Annotated in this window: 17 protein-coding genes; 15 read left to right on the top strand and 2 right to left on the bottom strand. The window is 34.7% G+C overall.

The window, feature by feature from the left end; all coding sequences use genetic code 11:
- The first annotated feature begins 139 nt into the window (after positions 1-139).
- The 5 genes from ACJJVN_RS00795 to ACJJVN_RS00775 all read left to right on the top strand — a co-directional run bounded on the left by ACJJVN_RS00795 (position 140) and on the right by ACJJVN_RS00775 (position 3,249).
- Positions 140-796: a DUF937 domain-containing protein gene (locus tag ACJJVN_RS00795; RefSeq protein WP_405376764.1), complete on the top strand. Its 657-nt coding sequence runs from the start codon at positions 140-142 to the stop codon at positions 794-796.
- 153 nt (positions 797-949) lie between these two features.
- Entirely contained in the window at positions 950-1,363 is a 414-nt protein-coding gene (locus ACJJVN_RS00790; protein ID WP_405368263.1) for a DUF6146 family protein, read from the top strand.
- A 14-nt stretch (positions 1,364-1,377) separates the two neighbouring features.
- Complete coding sequence (locus tag ACJJVN_RS00785; protein WP_104515957.1) at positions 1,378-1,881, top strand: DUF6787 family protein; 504 nt, start codon at positions 1,378-1,380, stop codon at positions 1,879-1,881.
- Positions 1,882-2,002: 121 nt separating this feature from the next.
- Complete coding sequence (locus tag ACJJVN_RS00780; RefSeq protein WP_405376762.1) at positions 2,003-2,500, top strand: DUF1456 family protein; 498 nt, start codon at positions 2,003-2,005, stop codon at positions 2,498-2,500.
- Positions 2,501-2,529: 29 nt separating this feature from the next.
- Positions 2,530-3,249 carry a hypothetical protein gene (locus ACJJVN_RS00775; RefSeq protein WP_405376760.1) on the top strand — a complete coding sequence of 240 codons (720 nt, stop codon included), beginning with the start codon at positions 2,530-2,532 and terminating at the stop codon, positions 3,247-3,249.
- A 38-nt stretch (positions 3,250-3,287) separates the two neighbouring features.
- On the opposite strand, the gene ccsA is transcribed toward ACJJVN_RS00775, so the two are convergent.
- Positions 3,288-6,617 carry a cytochrome c biogenesis protein CcsA gene (ccsA, locus tag ACJJVN_RS00770; protein ID WP_405376758.1) on the bottom strand — a complete coding sequence of 1,110 codons (3,330 nt, stop codon included), beginning with the start codon at positions 6,615-6,617 and terminating at the stop codon, positions 3,288-3,290.
- Between the two features lie 87 nt (positions 6,618-6,704).
- On the opposite strand from ccsA, the gene ACJJVN_RS00765 reads away from it, so the two are divergent.
- The 4 genes from ACJJVN_RS00765 to ACJJVN_RS00750 all read left to right on the top strand — a co-directional run bounded on the left by ACJJVN_RS00765 (position 6,705) and on the right by ACJJVN_RS00750 (position 9,610).
- Positions 6,705-7,463 (top strand): Rossmann-like and DUF2520 domain-containing protein, encoded by a 759-nt coding sequence (locus ACJJVN_RS00765; protein ID WP_405376756.1) that lies wholly within the window; start codon positions 6,705-6,707, stop codon positions 7,461-7,463.
- Complete coding sequence (locus tag ACJJVN_RS00760) at positions 7,453-7,986, top strand: KdsC family phosphatase (RefSeq protein ID WP_405376755.1); 534 nt, start codon at positions 7,453-7,455, stop codon at positions 7,984-7,986. The genes ACJJVN_RS00765 and ACJJVN_RS00760 overlap by 11 nt, the downstream gene beginning before the upstream one ends.
- Before the next feature lie 116 nt (positions 7,987-8,102).
- On the top strand, positions 8,103-9,023 hold the full coding sequence (locus ACJJVN_RS00755; protein ID WP_405376753.1) for a geranylgeranylglycerol-phosphate geranylgeranyltransferase: 921 nt from the start codon (positions 8,103-8,105) through the stop codon (positions 9,021-9,023).
- Positions 9,024-9,028: 5 nt separating this feature from the next.
- Positions 9,029-9,610, top strand: a complete 582-nt coding sequence (locus ACJJVN_RS00750) for a Maf family nucleotide pyrophosphatase (protein ID WP_405376751.1) — start codon at positions 9,029-9,031, stop codon at positions 9,608-9,610.
- A gap of 112 nt (positions 9,611-9,722) precedes the next feature.
- On the opposite strand, the gene ACJJVN_RS00745 is transcribed toward ACJJVN_RS00750, so the two are convergent.
- Positions 9,723-10,142, bottom strand: a complete 420-nt coding sequence (locus tag ACJJVN_RS00745) for a nucleoside-diphosphate kinase (protein WP_405376749.1) — start codon at positions 10,140-10,142, stop codon at positions 9,723-9,725.
- A 139-nt stretch (positions 10,143-10,281) separates the two neighbouring features.
- Between ACJJVN_RS00745 and ACJJVN_RS00740 the strand changes: the two genes are divergently transcribed.
- The 6 genes from ACJJVN_RS00740 to ppk1 all read left to right on the top strand — a co-directional run bounded on the left by ACJJVN_RS00740 (position 10,282) and on the right by ppk1 (position 16,799).
- Complete coding sequence (locus ACJJVN_RS00740; protein ID WP_405376747.1) at positions 10,282-11,307, top strand: bifunctional oligoribonuclease/PAP phosphatase NrnA; 1,026 nt, start codon at positions 10,282-10,284, stop codon at positions 11,305-11,307.
- Positions 11,291-11,842, top strand: a complete 552-nt coding sequence (gene gldI, locus ACJJVN_RS00735) for a gliding motility-associated peptidyl-prolyl isomerase GldI (protein WP_104515947.1) — start codon at positions 11,291-11,293, stop codon at positions 11,840-11,842. Before ACJJVN_RS00740 ends, gldI begins: the two co-directional genes overlap by 17 nt.
- A 74-nt stretch (positions 11,843-11,916) precedes the next feature.
- Positions 11,917-13,053, top strand: coding sequence for a peptidylprolyl isomerase (locus ACJJVN_RS00730; RefSeq protein WP_405376745.1), 1,137 nt, complete (start codon positions 11,917-11,919; stop codon positions 13,051-13,053).
- Between the two features lie 138 nt (positions 13,054-13,191).
- Positions 13,192-13,590 (top strand): Rid family detoxifying hydrolase, encoded by a 399-nt coding sequence (locus tag ACJJVN_RS00725; protein WP_104515945.1) that lies wholly within the window; start codon positions 13,192-13,194, stop codon positions 13,588-13,590.
- Between the two features lies 1 nt (position 13,591).
- Positions 13,592-14,461, top strand: a complete 870-nt coding sequence (locus tag ACJJVN_RS00720) for a nucleoside phosphorylase (RefSeq protein WP_405376743.1) — start codon at positions 13,592-13,594, stop codon at positions 14,459-14,461.
- A 286-nt stretch (positions 14,462-14,747) separates the two neighbouring features.
- Complete coding sequence (gene ppk1 / locus ACJJVN_RS00715) at positions 14,748-16,799, top strand: polyphosphate kinase 1 (RefSeq protein ID WP_405376741.1); 2,052 nt, start codon at positions 14,748-14,750, stop codon at positions 16,797-16,799.
- Positions 16,800-16,804 lie beyond the last annotated feature (5 nt).

Genomic DNA, 16,804 nt, shown 5'->3' with positions numbered 1-16,804 from the left:
AAATGTATTATACCGATTAATTAAGGTTATTGGTCGGTAATAATTGCGCTTTCGCGAAAGCGAAACTAAAATCTAGCCTTTTTTAATACTACCAATAAAATTATGTAAATTGTGCTGTAATTAAAATAAACAACTACTTATGTCATCAATACTAGACTTACTACAATCTGATACTGGAAAAACTTTAATACAAGGACTTTCTCAAAAAACAGGACAATCAGCAGACCAAACTTCTGGTCTATTATCTCAAGCAATGCCTCTTATTTTAGGAGCTATGCAACGTAATGCTGCTACTCCTGAAGGTGCAGAATCTCTTAACAATGCATTAAACGACCCACGTCATAGCGGTGGTGGTGTAATGGATATGTTGGGTGGTATTTTTGGTGATGGTGCAGGTAGCCCAGAGCAATTAGAGTCTGATGGTGCTGGGATATTAAATCATGTTTTAGGTTCTAAACAAACTCAAGTAGAAAATGCTTTATCACAAACAAGTGGTATGGACATGGGATCTGTAAGTCAAATTATTAAAATGGCTGCTCCTGTAGTTATGGGTGTACTTGCAAAGCAAAATCAATCTCAAGCAACTGCTTCTGGATCTAATGGTATAGGTGACCTTATAGGTTCTGTTCTAGGTGGTCAGTCTGGTGCTGCAGCAGGAGAACAAAGCTTTATTGAAAAAATTCTAGATGCAGACGGTGATGGTAGCATTATAGACGACGTTGCTGGAATGGTTCTAGGTGGTGATAAAAAACAAAGTGGCGGTATAGGTGGTATTTTAGGAGGTTTATTCAAATAAGAATCCCAACTCTTTATTATTATAAAAGCGATCACTCCTTTAGTGATCGCTTTTTTTGTACCTTTAATGTAGTAAGTACTTGTTTACTCAACGAGTTGCATCGTTAACTCATTCTTACTTCATTTAAGGAAACAAGCACTCTATTTTTATCCTATGAAAACATTTATATACAGCATTTTTGTGATAGTAGCTATCGTAGGATGCAGCACCATGGATACAGGAAAAAATAAAAAACTGACTTCTAATAGTTCTGTAAAAAACGACACAATACGTATCGTAAACGATAGTCTAGAATACGAGATTATAATTTTTGAACCTGGATTTAATTCTTGGTTAGGTACACAACCACCTAGAGGTTATTATTCTCAATCTGCTATGGAAATAAGTAATGCTTTAAAAGTTACTACTTATAATATTAGATCTAGAAACCCTATAAAATATGGCAGTCATCTTTACCCATTTGCCATAGATTACAATCGTAGAACAGATTATGGCTATGAGGTGAATTATTTACTGTACAACTACTTCCTTTTCTTTGAACAAAAATATAATCAGAAGTTGAAGTAACTTATTTTTGCAATATGCAAAAACTAAAAAAGAATTGGGAGATTACCCAAAACTGGCAATTCATTTACATCCTTTTAGGAATAATAGGTTTACTAGCATGTGGTTATTTTATAGCCGTGCGCATTTTACCTACCACATTTGAAGACATTACCTACGAGTATGCTTTTACCATAATCGTGACTTTAATTCTAGCCTATATATTTTACAAAATAACCATGTGGTTGTTTTCAAAATTAAAAACCAGATGGGAAGTTACATATAGATGGGAATTAATTGCCATGTTTATAGTATTTGCCATCACTGGTTCCTTATCTGCACGTTTATCAGGCCCATTTATGGAATACATAGGCTTGAGCAGAGAATCTATGTCTGGATGGCTATTCTGGCCGTTGCGTATACTTATACTCTTCCCTATTTATCAAATTTTATTAGTAGCAATGGGCTGGTTATTTGGTCAATTTGACTTTTTTTGGAAATTTGAAAAGAAGATGCTCTCAAGATTTGGTATTAAATTATAAAAGTAAAAGCATTATTAATTGATTTCTGCTTACGCAAAAGTGGAACAAACCCAATAAAATAATCTTAAAGGCAATCATAATCGTACCTTTGTAGCCTTAAACTAGTCTATAAATAAAAGAAATGGATAACAACGATATATTAAGAAGATTGAGATTTACTCTAAACTTGAGTGATGATGCGATGATAGATATATATGCCAAAGGTGGTGAACCTGTTTCTAGAGCAGAAATAAGCAACTGGCTCAAAAAAGAAGAAGATGAAGACTTTGATGTAGTCGTAGATGAAAATCTAGCTGTTTTTCTTAATGGACTTATAGTTAACCATAGAGGTAAAAAAGATGGTCAAATTCCTGTCGCAGAGACAGAACTAGATAATACCATTATCCTACGTAAACTTAAAATTGCCTTTAATTTTACATCTAAAGAATTACTCTATATCTGGAAAAAGGCAGATGTTGTGATAAGTGAAACAGAATTGAGTGCCTTCTTCAGAAAAAGAACACATCCTAAATTCAAATATTTAAATGATCAGTATTTACGTAAATTCTTAAAAGGTTTCCAGATACAACGTAAAACACAACGTGAGAAAGAAGCTTTCAGGAATTCATTTAAAGACTAAAGTTATCTAACTATCAGCATAATAATTAAATGAATCAAGAGCAACTTCTTAAACTATATGCCGATTTTTCTGATCGAGAATTGATTCATATTCTTACTATAGATAAAGAAAAATATACTCCAGTCGCCTGGAATGCCGCACAAATTACCTTAGAAAAACGATCCGTAGATGCAAATCAATGGAAAGAATTAAGAGAGTATGACAATGCGTCTAAACACAAATCTGTTAATGAGAAAAGCTCTCTACTAGACGAACTCTATGCAGACGAGCAAGCTAGACTGAGAGAAGAATCTACTTTTGAACAACAGAAAAAGCACAGCTTAGAAACCTCAAGAAAACAACTTCATTTAAATGATGAAGATTTACTTAATCAATTCACATCCATAATTGATGTCTTTTTAAAGAATAAAGAAGACCATCATAACACAGATCAGTTTTCTAAAGAAGAGTTTCTAGCACTATTTGCAGGTATTTATGATCGTGATCTACAAATTCCTCATTCTTACAAAGCTAAAGTTATAGAAGTATTAGACTCGATCCTTAAAAAGATGAAATCTAGGAGAAATATAATGATCTTATTAGGTTTGCTATTAGCTGTAATAGGTATATCTACTACTCTAGCTACTAATATTTCATTAATATTTTATGGTGCAATTATAGTAGGTTGCGGTATGATAATTAAAGCAATAGCAAACTATAGCATGAGCAAAGATTCTATCAAAAAATTAAAGCTCTATACAGATAAATAAATCTATATAGAGCTTTAATGAAAACGGCAGTTGTACTACTATTTCTTTTTACCGTAAATTTTATTCTCTCTGTATCTAGCAATAGCCGCTAGAACTAAAATCACTGATAACGATATCATTGCAAATTTGTAAGAGATAATTTGATCTCCACTGGCATAACTGTGTAATCCTGATAAATAGAAGTTTACACCAAAATAGGTCATCAATACACTAGCAAATGCAAGCACAGACCATAAACTGAAGGTCCATCTACTCTTTAAACCTGGAACAAGCCTTAAGTGCAATACAAATGCATAGATAAATATAGTTATCAATGCCCATGTTTCTTTAGGATCCCAACCCCAGTAACGTCCCCAAGATTCATTTGCCCACATACCTCCTAAGAAGTTACCTATAGTAAGCATGATAAGACCTACAGTAAGAGCTATTTCATTGATATAAGTAAGCTCTTTGATATTAAGATCCATAATCTTCTTATTCTTTTTTGTGGAGAATATCATAAGAATCATAGTCACTAGACCTAAAATCATTCCTAACGCAAACGGACCGTAACTACCTACGATTATAGAAACATGTATCATTAACCAGTAAGAATCTAGAACAGGTTGTAAATTACCTATCGATGGGTCTAACCAGTTCAACTGTGCTACCCATAGAATAATAGCCACTACAAATGCCGTACTAGCTATAGTCATATGACTCTTTCTACCGAACATGAGTCCAAAGGACATCGTTGCCCATGCTACATAAATTAACGACTCATAAGCATCTGACCATGGTGCATGACCACTTAAGTACCATCTCATGATTAACGCAGCTGTATGTACTAAGAATAATCCAAAAATGACCCATTTATGAAATTGAATAGTCCATCCTATCTCTTTCATCGGTTTAATGATCTCTACTATTAAAAGAATCAACATCATCACACCGAACCATGCATACCATTTATACAAGCTCTTAAAGACATTGAACTTATTGTAAAGGATCTCTGCTTCGATCTTGTCCTCGGTTGGAATTATATCAACACCATAAACTTTTTGAAACTCCATCAAACTATTGAGAGCTGCATTTGCGTTTACATAATTGCCATCTGCTTTTCCTCGTATTAATAACGTACTATACGCACCAAGGAAATCTCTTACAAAACGTTTCTGCTCATCATTAAAACCTGCTTCTTCTGCATCTACAGAAGCATACCACTTGTTATTTTCTGCTTGATACTTAGGAAATATTTTAAAAATAGAACCTGTTAAGACTTGGTCTAATAACCCAACAGCATAATTAATATCTATAAAACCTTGATGTATGCTCGACTTCACATCTGCTGCATTTGCTTCGTCTAAATATGGGCTTATTTTATAACTGCCTATCGTATTATCTTCTCTTCTTATAAAGTCCATACCACGAGCATAACTGGTACTTTTATCCACACCTATAATGGTCTTTAAAGAATCATTCTTATAATTCAATTTAATCAACGGTACGTCAAACCATAGATCTCTAAATTGAATCATACTTATCATCGTTTGCTCTGGTGTTAACCTCACAACGCTATCCCCTACTTTAGCTTCATAAAAATCTCTCTTGGAAATCTTACGTAATATCTCACTAGATAAGGTAGACATAGGCTTCATACGTCCATTATCCTGTACTACTATTCTACCGAAACGTTCTGCTTGTACAAGTGGTACCATATTAGCCACTATAATACTATCTGCTAGTTTTAATGGTATAGGTGGCAATTTAGTATCTGCGACATCTATCTCAGGTTTTGTAGTATCAACAACAGCGTCATCCTGATTTGTACTTACACCTTCTCTACTCTCTATAGCTGTAGAATGCTCTCCTGCAGCATGATTATGCCCAGTATGATCTTCTTGTTTTACTTGCGCACCAGCTATACTTATAGAAAACAACATAGCAATCATTACTAGCTGTTTTGCCTTGCGTTTTTTAACACGGTTAATTAATCTTCTTAACTCACCAAATCTGGTATTAGGATCAAATAGCAATGCCATAAGACCTAAATAAAGAAGAAAGTAACCTATATAAGTAACCGTTTTACCCCAGAAATCATGATTAACAGATAAGTGTGTACCTAATTCATCTGGATCAAAACCTGCTTGAAAAAAACGATAACCTTCTTTGTCTAATACGTGATTCATATAAATGCGTTCTGGTGTTTTACCCATAGAATCTATAACAGTAACTTCACTTGCAAAAGCAGAGTACGACTTTTCTGTTCCTGGTTGTTTACTAGCTATAAAATCATTTAATTGTATACTAAAAGGTAATTCTCTCGCAATAGAGCCATACTTTAAATATAACTTAAGGCCATTAATATCGATGTCTTTAAAATTTGATATAATCCCTTTACCGCCTAATAATTCTATTTTTTGAGATTCTTCACCACTAGTTACCGTAGCGAGAATACCGTGTGCCTTTGCCTTAGTAGGTTCAGGGCTTTTAATTATTCCTACCTCACCTTGGGTAACAGGCTCAGGAATCACAAATTGCATTCCAGCAAGAGAATACAATGATCTTAATTTTAATTCTTGTATAGAATCTCCAAAAACTTCTCCTTCTAGCTGGTCTGCCATGCGCAAGTAATTTCCAGCATATGGAGTCTGTATCGTATAACCGTTCCAATTTTCTGTGATATTAATAAGACCTTTTTGGGCAGCCACCACAGGATCTATATTCACACCGAAAAGTACGTTGTGAATACTCGCCTCTTCTCCATCTTTAATTAAATGATCATGTCTCGTTCCCTCACCAGCTTCTACGATCTTTAAATAACGATCGCTATTTTCATCTCCAGGTTTTAAGCCCTCTACAGCATCGTAAATCATGCTGTCTATAGTTACTTTTATATTCTTATCATAGAAATCAAAATCTCTAGAAGTCTTATAATCATATTGCGAGACTAATAATCTTTCTTTTACACTACGTTGCATAGGATTACCGTTTTCATCCTCACCTTGAATAATAGCACTGAAATAAGTCTCGTCACTCAAAAAAGTATTTGCAGTTTGTCCTTCACGTATCAACATCATTCCCTCAAAAGAAATATAACGTGTTATTCCTGCTCCTATAATGATTAGAACCCATGACAAGTGTAAAGTAAGCGTCGCCCACTTTTTCCACTGTAATAAATCATAACGTTTTATGTTCCCTATAAAATTGATCATTAACCAAAACATGATTAATGAAAACCACCACTCATTATATACCCAAAGCTTAGAAGTAGGTGTATCATAAGAGTTTTCTATAAATGTTCCCGCCGCCATACTTGCTGCAAATGCTAGCAGCAAAAATGTCATTGTACGAGTACCAAAAAGCAAGGCAATTAATCTATCTTTCATAGGACTTTTTTACAGGCCGCAAAGATACTTCACAAAAGCCGCAACACCATGTATTGTGAGTCGCTTTGAAGTACGTATTTTTACATTATGATTAAGATTATTATTATAGGAACCGGTAATGTAGGAATGCACTTATGTCATGCCTTTGAAAAAGCTACTTTATCAAATAAAATTTCTCTTGTAGGATATTATAATAGAGCTCAAAAAAAGCTATCAGATATAAAAGCCCCTTTACTTTCTCAAATAGCAAATTTGCCCGCTTGCGATCTTATTATACTTGCAGTACCAGATGATGCCGTAAATAAAACAGCAAACCTATTACCTACCTCACAAGCCATTATAGCACATACCAGCGGTAGTGTATCTATTACAGCCTTAGAAAAACATGAGCGTCACGGCGTTTTTTATATGCCACAAAGCTTTAGTAAAACTAGAAAACCTAACTTTGGGGACATTACTTTATGTTTAGAATCTAACAGTGAGGCTGTAAATGATGTGTTAGAGCAGGTGGCTGTTACGCTTTCGCGAAAGCGAGAACAAATCAATTCTAATCAACGTAAAAAGCTCCATCTTGCAGCTGTTTATATGAATAACTTTGTAAATCACTGTTATACTAAAGCTGACCAAATAATGCAAGACGCAGCCATGGACACGCAGTTGCTAAATGCATTAATGCAAGAAACTCTAGTCAAAGCAATAGATTTATCTCCTCAAAAGGCACAAACCGGTCCAGCGATGAGAAACGACATAAAAACTATAGAAAAGCATCTAGAAATGCTTGATAATGAAGATCGCGATATGTACCGATCTATTACTAACTCCATACAAAAAACACATGGCAACTAGCTATAAAGAATTACTACACGATATCACAACTTTTATTCTAGACGTAGACGGCGTCCTTACCGATGGTCGCATGCTTATTTCTGAATCTGGAGAACTTTTACGTACCATGAATGCAAGAGATGGTTATGCTATGAAAACAGCTCTTAATAATGGATTTAACGTATGTATTATTACAGGCGGTAGAAATGAAGGTGTAAAATCTAGACTAGTAGGTCTAGGCATTACAGACGTTTTTCTAAATGCCAGTGATAAGATGGTGCAAATGCACGAATATGTTGCAAAACATAATTTAAAGCCTCAAAACATAGTCTACATGGGTGATGACATGCCCGATGTACCAGCACTAGAATTTGCTGGTGTGGGCTGTTGTCCACAAGACGCAATTCCTGAAGTAAAAGCGGTAAGTCAATATATATCTCATAAAAACGGTGGCGATAGTTGTGTACGTGACATCATAGAACAAGTCATGAAAGTACAAGGTAAATGGAACGTACAAGATGGTAAAAGCATTAAGTCTACTTAATAAACTTAGAATTTAAAAGATCAAACACAAATACATAAGTTGACATCGTGATTCCGCTATAGAGCGGAATCACTTAGTTTTACCTCAATAGCTTTAAAATTTTCCTTCTATTTAAAATGACTGTTTTCCTTAAAATTATACGCTGGCCCAACGTATTAATGACTATTATAACGCAACTAGTCATTATATACGGCATGCTTATACCATCTAATGTGGTACCTGCTTTAAACTGGTGGCAATTGCTTCTATTAATAGCAGCGACTGCCCTACTCACCGCAAGTGGCAATGTCATTAATGATATTCATGACGTAGAAATAGACAAAGTCAATAAACCAGAAAAGCTACTAGTAACAAAAAGTATCACAGAAAAGAATGCTTATAATTTATACTTTGCTCTTACCATTACTGCTGTTATTTGTGGATTTGTTTTATCAAACAGTTTAGGGAAACCTGTGCTTTCTAGTGTATTTATTGCAGTGGCTTTTGTACTTTACCTTTATGCGAGCTCGCTTAAATCTATTCTACTAGTAGGTAATATTATCATCTCTATATTAGTTGCATTGGTCCTATTAATCACTGGAGTATTTGAAATGTTTCCTGTCATCACTCCAGAGACACAAGTTGCTTTTAGATTTATCATGGCACGCTTATTAGAATTTGCCTTAATGGCATTTTTAATCAATCTAGTTAGAGAGTGGGTTAAGGATTGTGAAGATGTAAACGGAGACAAATCTGGCGGTAGAAACACTCTAGCCATTGCTCTAGGTAGAACTCGTGCAGCAAGGTTTACCTCTATTTTCATAATAGCTATTCTAGTTCTATTAGGCTGGTACGTTTATGAATATATTTACTTAAATGAAATTGCTACCTATTATTTCATATTCTTAATCATGGGACCGTTAATGTATGTCATGATCAAATTATGGACAGCTGCGTCTCAAAGAGAATTTCATATACTGTCTACTATACTCAAGGTAGTTTTACTATTAGGAATACTATCTATAGGAATTTTTAGAATCAATTATTACTTCAATTAACAGCTATGCTAGCAAATAAATTTAAAGATACAGAGATCATTCTCGCGTCTCAATCACCACGTAGACAAGAGCTTTTAAAAGGTTTAGATATAGATTTTAAAATAGAAACCAGACCTGTAGACGAGGTTTACAGTGACCGTTTAAAAGGTCATGAAATCACAGACTACCTTTCTATTCTAAAAGCTAGCGCCTTTAAAAATGATTTAAAGGAAAACGAATTATTAATAACTAGTGACACCATAGTATGGTTTAATGACGCTCCATTAGAAAAGCCTAAAAGTGCTACACATGCTAGAGAGATGTTAAACTCTATGAGTGGGGATTTTCATGAAGTTTACACATCTGTTTGCTTTACAACATCGCAACGTCAGCATGTTATTAATGATGTTACTAAGGTACATTTTGCACCTCTTAGTGAAGAAGAAATAGACTACTACGTTACTAATTACAAACCCTTTGATAAAGCTGGCGCCTATGGTGTACAAGACTGGTTAGGATATGCAGCCGTTACACGTTTAGAAGGTTGCTATTATAACGTCATGGGACTGCCCTTACCTAAAGTGTATAAATTTTTAAAAGAATTTTAATTGTTTCGCTTTCGCGAAAGCGATAAAAACAACCAACAAAAAAAAGCCACTTCTTATGAAGTGGCTTTTCTATATAATTTAAAGTAGTAAACTACTATAAAAAGTCTGTTTCTTAGAACATTTCACGACCAGAGAAGTGGAATGCACTTTCTATAGCAGCGTTCTCATCACTATCACTACCGTGAACAGCGTTTTCACCCATACTCTTTGCAAACATCTTTCTAATAGTACCTTCGGCAGCATCAGCAGGATTTGTAGCACCTATCAAAGTACGGAAATCTGCAACAGCGTTATCTTTTTCAAGAACTGCAGCTACTATAGGACCACGGCTCATGAATTCTACTAATTCACCATAAAATGGACGCTCACTGTGTACTTCATAAAATGCCTGTGCATCTGCAACAGTCATTTGAGTTTTTTTCAAAGCAACGATTCTAAAACCGCTTGCTGTAATCTTATCAAGTATAGCACCTGTGTGACCGTCTTCAACGCCATCAGGCTTAATCATTGTAAATGTTCTATTAGTAGCCATTTTTATATTTTTTAAAATGCGCTGCAAAAGTAATACTTTGACATAAAATTATACCTCCTAAATAAAAAATAAAACTGTCCTCTAGCTTAATGACCATTATACTTGTTAAAGCCTGAGAAAACTTTACTTTTGTTACCCTATGAATAAAGATCAAATTGAAGGCCTGAAAAAAGAGCTTTCCTCTCCTAGAAATATTGTTATTGTACCACATAAAAATCCAGATGGTGACGCTGTAGGTTCTGTAACTGCGCTTTACGGTTATTTAATCCAGCTAGGTCACAAGGTAACTATGATAAGTCCTAACGATTTTCCTACCTTCTTAAAATGGATGGATTACAGTGATTTATTTGTCAATTACGAACAAGAAAGTAAAAAAGCAGATGCTCTTATCAAAGAAGCCGATCTTATTTTTAACCTAGATCACAACGCTTTTCACCGCGCAGGAAATATGGAAACTATTCTTAGCGAGGTAAAATCTACCTTTGTTATGATAGACCATCACCAGCAACCAGATGATTTTGCTACCTATATGTATAGTGACACCGCAATGAGTTCTACCTGCGAGATGATTTATCACTTTCTAGAAATGCTAGGCGACACTGAAAAAATAACTCCTGCCATGGCTACTGCTATGTACACAGGTATATTAACAGATACTGGTAGTTTTAAATACCGTTCTACCACTTCTACTACCCTACGTGTTGCTGCAAATCTGGTAGATAAAGGAGCAAATAGTGAAGGTATAAATCGCAAGATTTATGATGTAAACACACCTTCTAGAATGAAGTTACTAGGTGTTGCACTTAATAACATGGTTATTTTAGAAAAATACCGCACTGCTTTTATCACTCTTACTCAAAAAGAACTGGATGACAATAACTTTAAAAAAGGTGATACAGAAGGTTTTGTAAACTATGCATTAAGTCTAGACGGTATTGTATTTGCACAAATATTAATCGAGAAAAAAAGCGAGTCTATCATTAAAACATCATTAAGATCTAAGGGTGACTTTGATGTGAATCAACTAGCACGAGATAACTGGGAAGGTGGCGGCCACAAAAATGCAGCCGGTGGTAAATCTGATCTTTCTATGGACGATACAGTGAAAAAATTAATTAGTATCTTGCCCTCTTATGAAAAAGAGCTCCATGAAGTGGTTATATAAAACGGTTTTAGTAGTTGTTATTCTAGTTTCTTTTTACGGTTGTAGTAAAAAAGTAGAACCTAGAAAACCTATTACTAACACGACTAGTTCTACCATACAAGAATCTATTGAAATTAATAAAAAACTATACGCTGCCGAAGAGGAAGCGATAGAAACCATTATTAAGGATCTAGATCAACAGTTTGAGCGCGGTTCAACTGGGTTTTATTACATGTTTACTAAAAAAGATTCTGTAAGCGGTATCCAGCCTAAATTTGGTGATCGAGTTACTTTTGAATATGATGTTACCTCTTTAAATGGAGAGGTTATTTATAATAAAGAAGACCTATCTCCTATCACAAAGAGCCTAGAGCAAGAATATGGTGTTTTTAGAGGTATGAGAGAAGCGTTAAAGTTAATGCAAACCAATGAGGAGATGATCGTATTTTTCCCATCTTATGCAGCTTATGGCTATTATGGAGACCAAAATCTAATAGGACCTAACACACCTTTTAAAAGTCGTGTAAGATTATTAGGTATAAATGTAGAAAACTAAAAGTGGGATAAGTGTTCCGCTTTCGCGAAAGCAAAATCCAAAGTAATTTTAAACAAAAAAAATAAATTAGTAAAATGAAAAAAATCCACGGACTACTTGCAATACTTGCCCTAGTATTTATGGCATCTTCTTGTGAAGACAAATATCCAGACGTTAAGGATGGTGTATATGCCGAAATTCAAACGAATAAAGGAACCATGTTTGCAGAATTGTATTACAAGGATGCTCCTGTGTCTAGTGCTAACTTTGTCGCTCTCGCTGAAGGTAAACACCCATTAGTGAACGATTCTCTTAAAGGTAAACCTTTTTATGATGGTCTTATTTTTCATAGAGTTATTAAAGACTTTATGATACAAGGTGGAGATATTACTGGTACTGGAAGTGGTGATGTAGGTTACAAATTTGATCAAGAAGTAAGCGATTCTTTAAAGCACGATTCTAAAGGTATCCTTTCTATGGCAAATGCTGGACCAGATACTAACGGTAGCCAGTTCTTTATCATGCACAAAGAAAACCCTAAACTGGATATGCGTTATAACGTATTCGGTAAAGTGGTAAAAGGTCTTGAAGTTGTTGATTCTATTGCTACTACTCCAGTAAACGGACAGAAGCCTGTAGAAGATATGATCATGCAAAAAATATCTATAATCCGTAAAGGTAAAGAAGCTAGAAAATGGGATGCTGTTAAAACATTTGAAGACGCATTAAGTGCTGCAAAAGCAAAAAGAGAAGAAGCAGAAAAGATTGCTGCCGAAAGAAAAGCTGCTGCACCTGCAAATAAAGCGGCTAAAGCAACTGACCTTGCTGCTCTAAAACTTAAAGCTACTAAATTACCTAATAGCGATGTAATGGTTTATGTAAAGAAAGCAGGAAGCGGTGAAAAACCAGCTGATGGCGTTTCTGTAATGATGGATTATAGTGGTTTCTTTATGGACGGTACTTTATTTGACTCTTCTGTATTAGAGATAGCTCAAAAATATGATAACGTAAACGAGAGAAAAGCACAAATGAATGCTTATGCCCCTATGCCAGTTCAATACAGTTCTTCTGTAGGTATGGTTCAAGGATTTAAAGACGCTATGTTATCTATGAATTACGGTGACGAGATAGTAGCATTTATACCATCTGACCTTGCTTATGGTGAGCGTGGCGCTGGTGGTGTTATACCTCCTAACACTGATCTTGTTTTTGAAATGAAGATCACAAAATAAATCATATAGAACTTAAAGTTCCATATTTAATAGAAAGCGCGTTGTTTTACACAACGCGCTTTTTCATTTAACATAATCTTAAATAAAAACTTATTATACAGTTTCAAGAAGCTCTTTAATAAGTCTTAAATTAGTATCATGAAAAAAATTATCTACACAGACCTTGCTCCTAAGCCTATAGGTCCCTACAATCAGGCTGTATATTACAGTAATGATTTTGAAAAGACATTATACACTAGCGGTCAGATTGCGATAGATCCTGCCACTGGAGAACTTAAAATAGACGATCTTAAAGAAGAGACTCATCTAGTAATGAAACATCTAGAGAGCCTTCTTAAACAGGTAGACATGACTTTTGAAAACGTACTTAAAACAAGTATTTTTTTAAGTGACATGGGCAACTTTGCTACGGTTAATGAAGTTTATGGAAGTTACTTTAAAGAAGAAACAGCTCCTGCTAGAGAAACTGTAGAGGTAGCAAACCTGCCTAAATATGTGAATGTAGAAATTTCACTCATCGCAAAACACGATTTTTAATATGCCTATAGCAAATTCAGAGCTTATCATAAATCCAGATGGTAGCATCTATCATTTAAATTTAAAACCACATCAACTGGCAGACACTGTAATCACAGTAGGTGATCCAGAGCGTGTCAGTGAAGTCTCAAAATACTTTGACGTTATAGAGTTAAAAGTAGGAAAACGCGAGTTTCACACCCATACTGGTGTTTATAAAAACAGACGCATTAGCGTGGTTTCTACCGGTATAGGAACGGATAATATAGACATCGTTTTTAACGAGTTAGATGCGTTAGTAAATGTAGATTTTAAAACTAGAGAAGTAAAAGAAGAGCTTAAATCTCTAGATATCATACGTGTAGGAACAAGTGGTGCCGTACAAAGTGATATTCCCATAGACAGCTTTTTATTATCACAACGCGGGATAGGTTTTGATAGTTTAATGCACTGGTATAAAAGTGATGGTGGCGATCTCGCTTTTGCGAAAGCGGTTACCCAACAAATTCCACGATCAAAATTACACTCTACCCCTTACATAGTAAACTGCGATGCAGACCTTGCAAAGAAATTTCAGACCGTAGAGATGATTAATGGAAATACCATTACTAATGTAGGATTTTATGGGCCACAAAGTCGTAAAATAAGATTACAACCTGCAGAAAATGATTTGAATCAACACATTGCAGACTTCAATTTTGAAGGACATAAAATAACTAATCTAGAAATGGAAACCGCTGGTATATACGCCATGTCAAAGTTATTAGGCCATAGAGCTGTGTCATTAAATGCTATTCTAGCAAATAGAGCTACTGGAGAATTTTCTACAAAACCTAAAGAGTTAGTAGAAAAACTAATTAAGTTTACCCTAGATAGCATCGTCGCACAATAGTCATATTTTCAATAATAATAACTTGTTATCTAGTAGTAAAAACATCATTCAAATAACTTTTTAGAAGGTTCTTTGAATGGTGTTTTTTTACTTGATTACTTAATTAAAACACTTCTTTAAATACCGATTAGTCTTTCATACCTATCACACAACCTTCGTCTTCCATTATTGAACATTCTCAAAGCTTATTTAAAAAATTATTAAAAAATGTCTTTCTAAGTAATACTTACGTTTTTTTAACGCTAGTTTGATAAAATGCACTGCTCGATTTGTGTAAATTTAACAGATGGAGAAACCTCAAAAATATCCTTACCAGCATAGAGACATCAACTGGTTAAGTTTTAATGACCGCGTGCTACAAGAAGCTGCAGATAAAAGCAACCCTCTTTATGAGCGTCTTAAATTTATCGCTATTTTCTCATCAAATCTAGATGAGTATTTTAGAGTAAGAGTTTCTCAAATGCGTCAGCTTAAAAGAGTTGATAAAAGCATTAGAAAAAAACTAGCGTTACGTCCTTCTAAGTTTGTAAAGCAATTACTGGTTAAAGTAAAATCTCAACAAGAAGAGTTAGGTACGATTTTCTTTGATCATATAGTCCCTGAATTAAAGGATAACAACATCCACTTATTAGATCTCAAAACTCTTAAAAACAACCACCTACAGCTAGCCAATGAATATTATAAAACACATCTCAAAAAGATATTACATACCGATATCGTAGAGGCTTCAAAGTCCAGTGATATATTTTTAGAAAACCAACACCTCTATTTATTAGTAACCTTTCAGGATGAAAAAAAATACGGTATTGTAAATATCCCATCATCAGAAACTAGTCGTTTTATAGAACTTAAAAAAGAAGATGATCAACATGTTATAACCTTTTTAGATGATATCATAAAAGCTAATATTGAAGATATTTTCCCTGAAAATATAATATCAAACACCTACTCTATTAAACTATCTAGAGATGCAGAATTATATCTAGATCAAGAGATAGACGGCACTCTGGCAGACTTGATTCACAAATCTTTATCGCAACGTGAGGTAGGACAAGCTACTAGATTGCTCTATGATGAGAGCATGCCTAAAGATGTTAGGAAAAACGTAAGAAAAAGTCTAGGCTTAGGTAAAATAGATATGGTAGCTGGTGGTACGTATCATAACTTCCATGACTTCTTTGGTTTCCCTAACCCAACTAAAAACAAAGAGCTACAGGCAGCTCCTTTAAACACTATAAAGCATAAAGTATTAGAAAAGGAAAGTTCTTACTTTGAAGTAATTGCAAAAAAAGATCAGCTCGTACATTTTCCTTTTATGTCCTTTGATTATGTGCAACGATTTATAGACCAAGCATCACAAGATGAGCAAGTAGAAGAAATAAAAATATCTTTATATCGCGTTGCAAACGAATCTGCGCTTACAGATGCATTATTAAGAGCACTTAAAAACGGTAAAAAAGTAACCGTATTTGTAGAAGCAAAAGCTAGATTTGACGAAGAAAACAATATCAAATGGGGACGGATATTTGAAAAACACGGCGCTCGTGTTATTTATAGTTATCCACGTATAAAAGTACATAGCAAAGTGCTTCTTATCTTACGTAGAGAAAACGATAAGAAAAAAAGATATGCTTACATAGGTACCGGTAATTTTAATGCCAAAACTTCTAAAAACTATTGTGATCACGGATTATTTACCGCAGATAAAAAAATAACTAAAGACCTTTTAAGAACCTTTAAAGTCTTGCAAGGTGATTTAATTATACCACGTGCCAGTAGCCTGCTTATAAGCCCATTTACTACCAGAAGTACTTTTGAATCATTAATACGTCAAGAAATAGAACATTCTAAAAACGGTAAAGGTGGCTACATCACAGCAAAGATGAATCAGCTAGAAGATCGTGGCATGATTCATCTATTGTACCAGGCCAGTCAGGCTGGTGTACATATACGTCTTATAGTACGAGGATTCTCTAGTCTCGTGCCGCAACTTAAAGGTATAAGTGAAAATATAGAAATCACTTCTATAGTAGACAGATTCCTTGAACATGGTCGTATTTATAAATTTCACAATGCAGGAGATCCTATCATGTACACTGGTAGCGCAGACTGGATGAGTCGTAACCTAGATCGTAGAATAGAAGTGTTAACACCTATCAATGATCCAGATATATATGCAGAGCTTGATGATATTCTAGACCTTCAATTGAGAGATAATGTAAAAGCACGCATACATACGCCACAAGAAAACAACCCAATGGTGCAAGCCAAGGATGGGGAGAAGAAAATTCGCTCACAAGAAGAAATTTATAAATACCTAGAACAAAAGCATAGTTAACGCTT

The sequence above is a fragment of the Nonlabens sp. Asnod3-A02 genome, from assembly GCF_045063755.1.
Lineage (GTDB): Bacteria > Bacteroidota > Bacteroidia > Flavobacteriales > Flavobacteriaceae > Nonlabens > Nonlabens xylanidelens.
This window is presented reverse-complemented; position numbering and strand designations above follow the sequence as displayed.

Coding starts and splice junctions, on each gene's coding strand:
- ACJJVN_RS00790 (WP_405368263.1), top strand. CDS start 950: ATGAAAACATTTATATACAGCATTTTTGTGATAGTAGCTATCGTAGGA.
- ACJJVN_RS00725 (WP_104515945.1), top strand. CDS start 13,192: ATGAAAAAAATTATCTACACAGACCTTGCTCCTAAGCCTATAGGTCCC.
- ACJJVN_RS00730 (WP_405376745.1), top strand. CDS start 11,917: ATGAAAAAAATCCACGGACTACTTGCAATACTTGCCCTAGTATTTATG.
- ACJJVN_RS00740 (WP_405376747.1), top strand. CDS start 10,282: ATGAATAAAGATCAAATTGAAGGCCTGAAAAAAGAGCTTTCCTCTCCT.
- gldI (WP_104515947.1), top strand. CDS start 11,291: ATGAAGTGGTTATATAAAACGGTTTTAGTAGTTGTTATTCTAGTTTCT.
- ACJJVN_RS00720 (WP_405376743.1), top strand. CDS start 13,592: ATGCCTATAGCAAATTCAGAGCTTATCATAAATCCAGATGGTAGCATC.
- ACJJVN_RS00760 (WP_405376755.1), top strand. CDS start 7,453: ATGGCAACTAGCTATAAAGAATTACTACACGATATCACAACTTTTATT.
- ppk1 (WP_405376741.1), top strand. CDS start 14,748: ATGGAGAAACCTCAAAAATATCCTTACCAGCATAGAGACATCAACTGG.
- ACJJVN_RS00795 (WP_405376764.1), top strand. CDS start 140: ATGTCATCAATACTAGACTTACTACAATCTGATACTGGAAAAACTTTA.
- ACJJVN_RS00785 (WP_104515957.1), top strand. CDS start 1,378: ATGCAAAAACTAAAAAAGAATTGGGAGATTACCCAAAACTGGCAATTC.
- ACJJVN_RS00765 (WP_405376756.1), top strand. CDS start 6,705: ATGATTAAGATTATTATTATAGGAACCGGTAATGTAGGAATGCACTTA.
- ACJJVN_RS00745 (WP_405376749.1), bottom strand. CDS start 10,142: ATGGCTACTAATAGAACATTTACAATGATTAAGCCTGATGGCGTTGAA.
- ACJJVN_RS00755 (WP_405376753.1), top strand. CDS start 8,103: ATGACTGTTTTCCTTAAAATTATACGCTGGCCCAACGTATTAATGACT.
- ACJJVN_RS00750 (WP_405376751.1), top strand. CDS start 9,029: ATGCTAGCAAATAAATTTAAAGATACAGAGATCATTCTCGCGTCTCAA.
- ccsA (WP_405376758.1), bottom strand. CDS start 6,617: ATGAAAGATAGATTAATTGCCTTGCTTTTTGGTACTCGTACAATGACA.
- ACJJVN_RS00780 (WP_405376762.1), top strand. CDS start 2,003: ATGGATAACAACGATATATTAAGAAGATTGAGATTTACTCTAAACTTG.
- ACJJVN_RS00775 (WP_405376760.1), top strand. CDS start 2,530: ATGAATCAAGAGCAACTTCTTAAACTATATGCCGATTTTTCTGATCGA.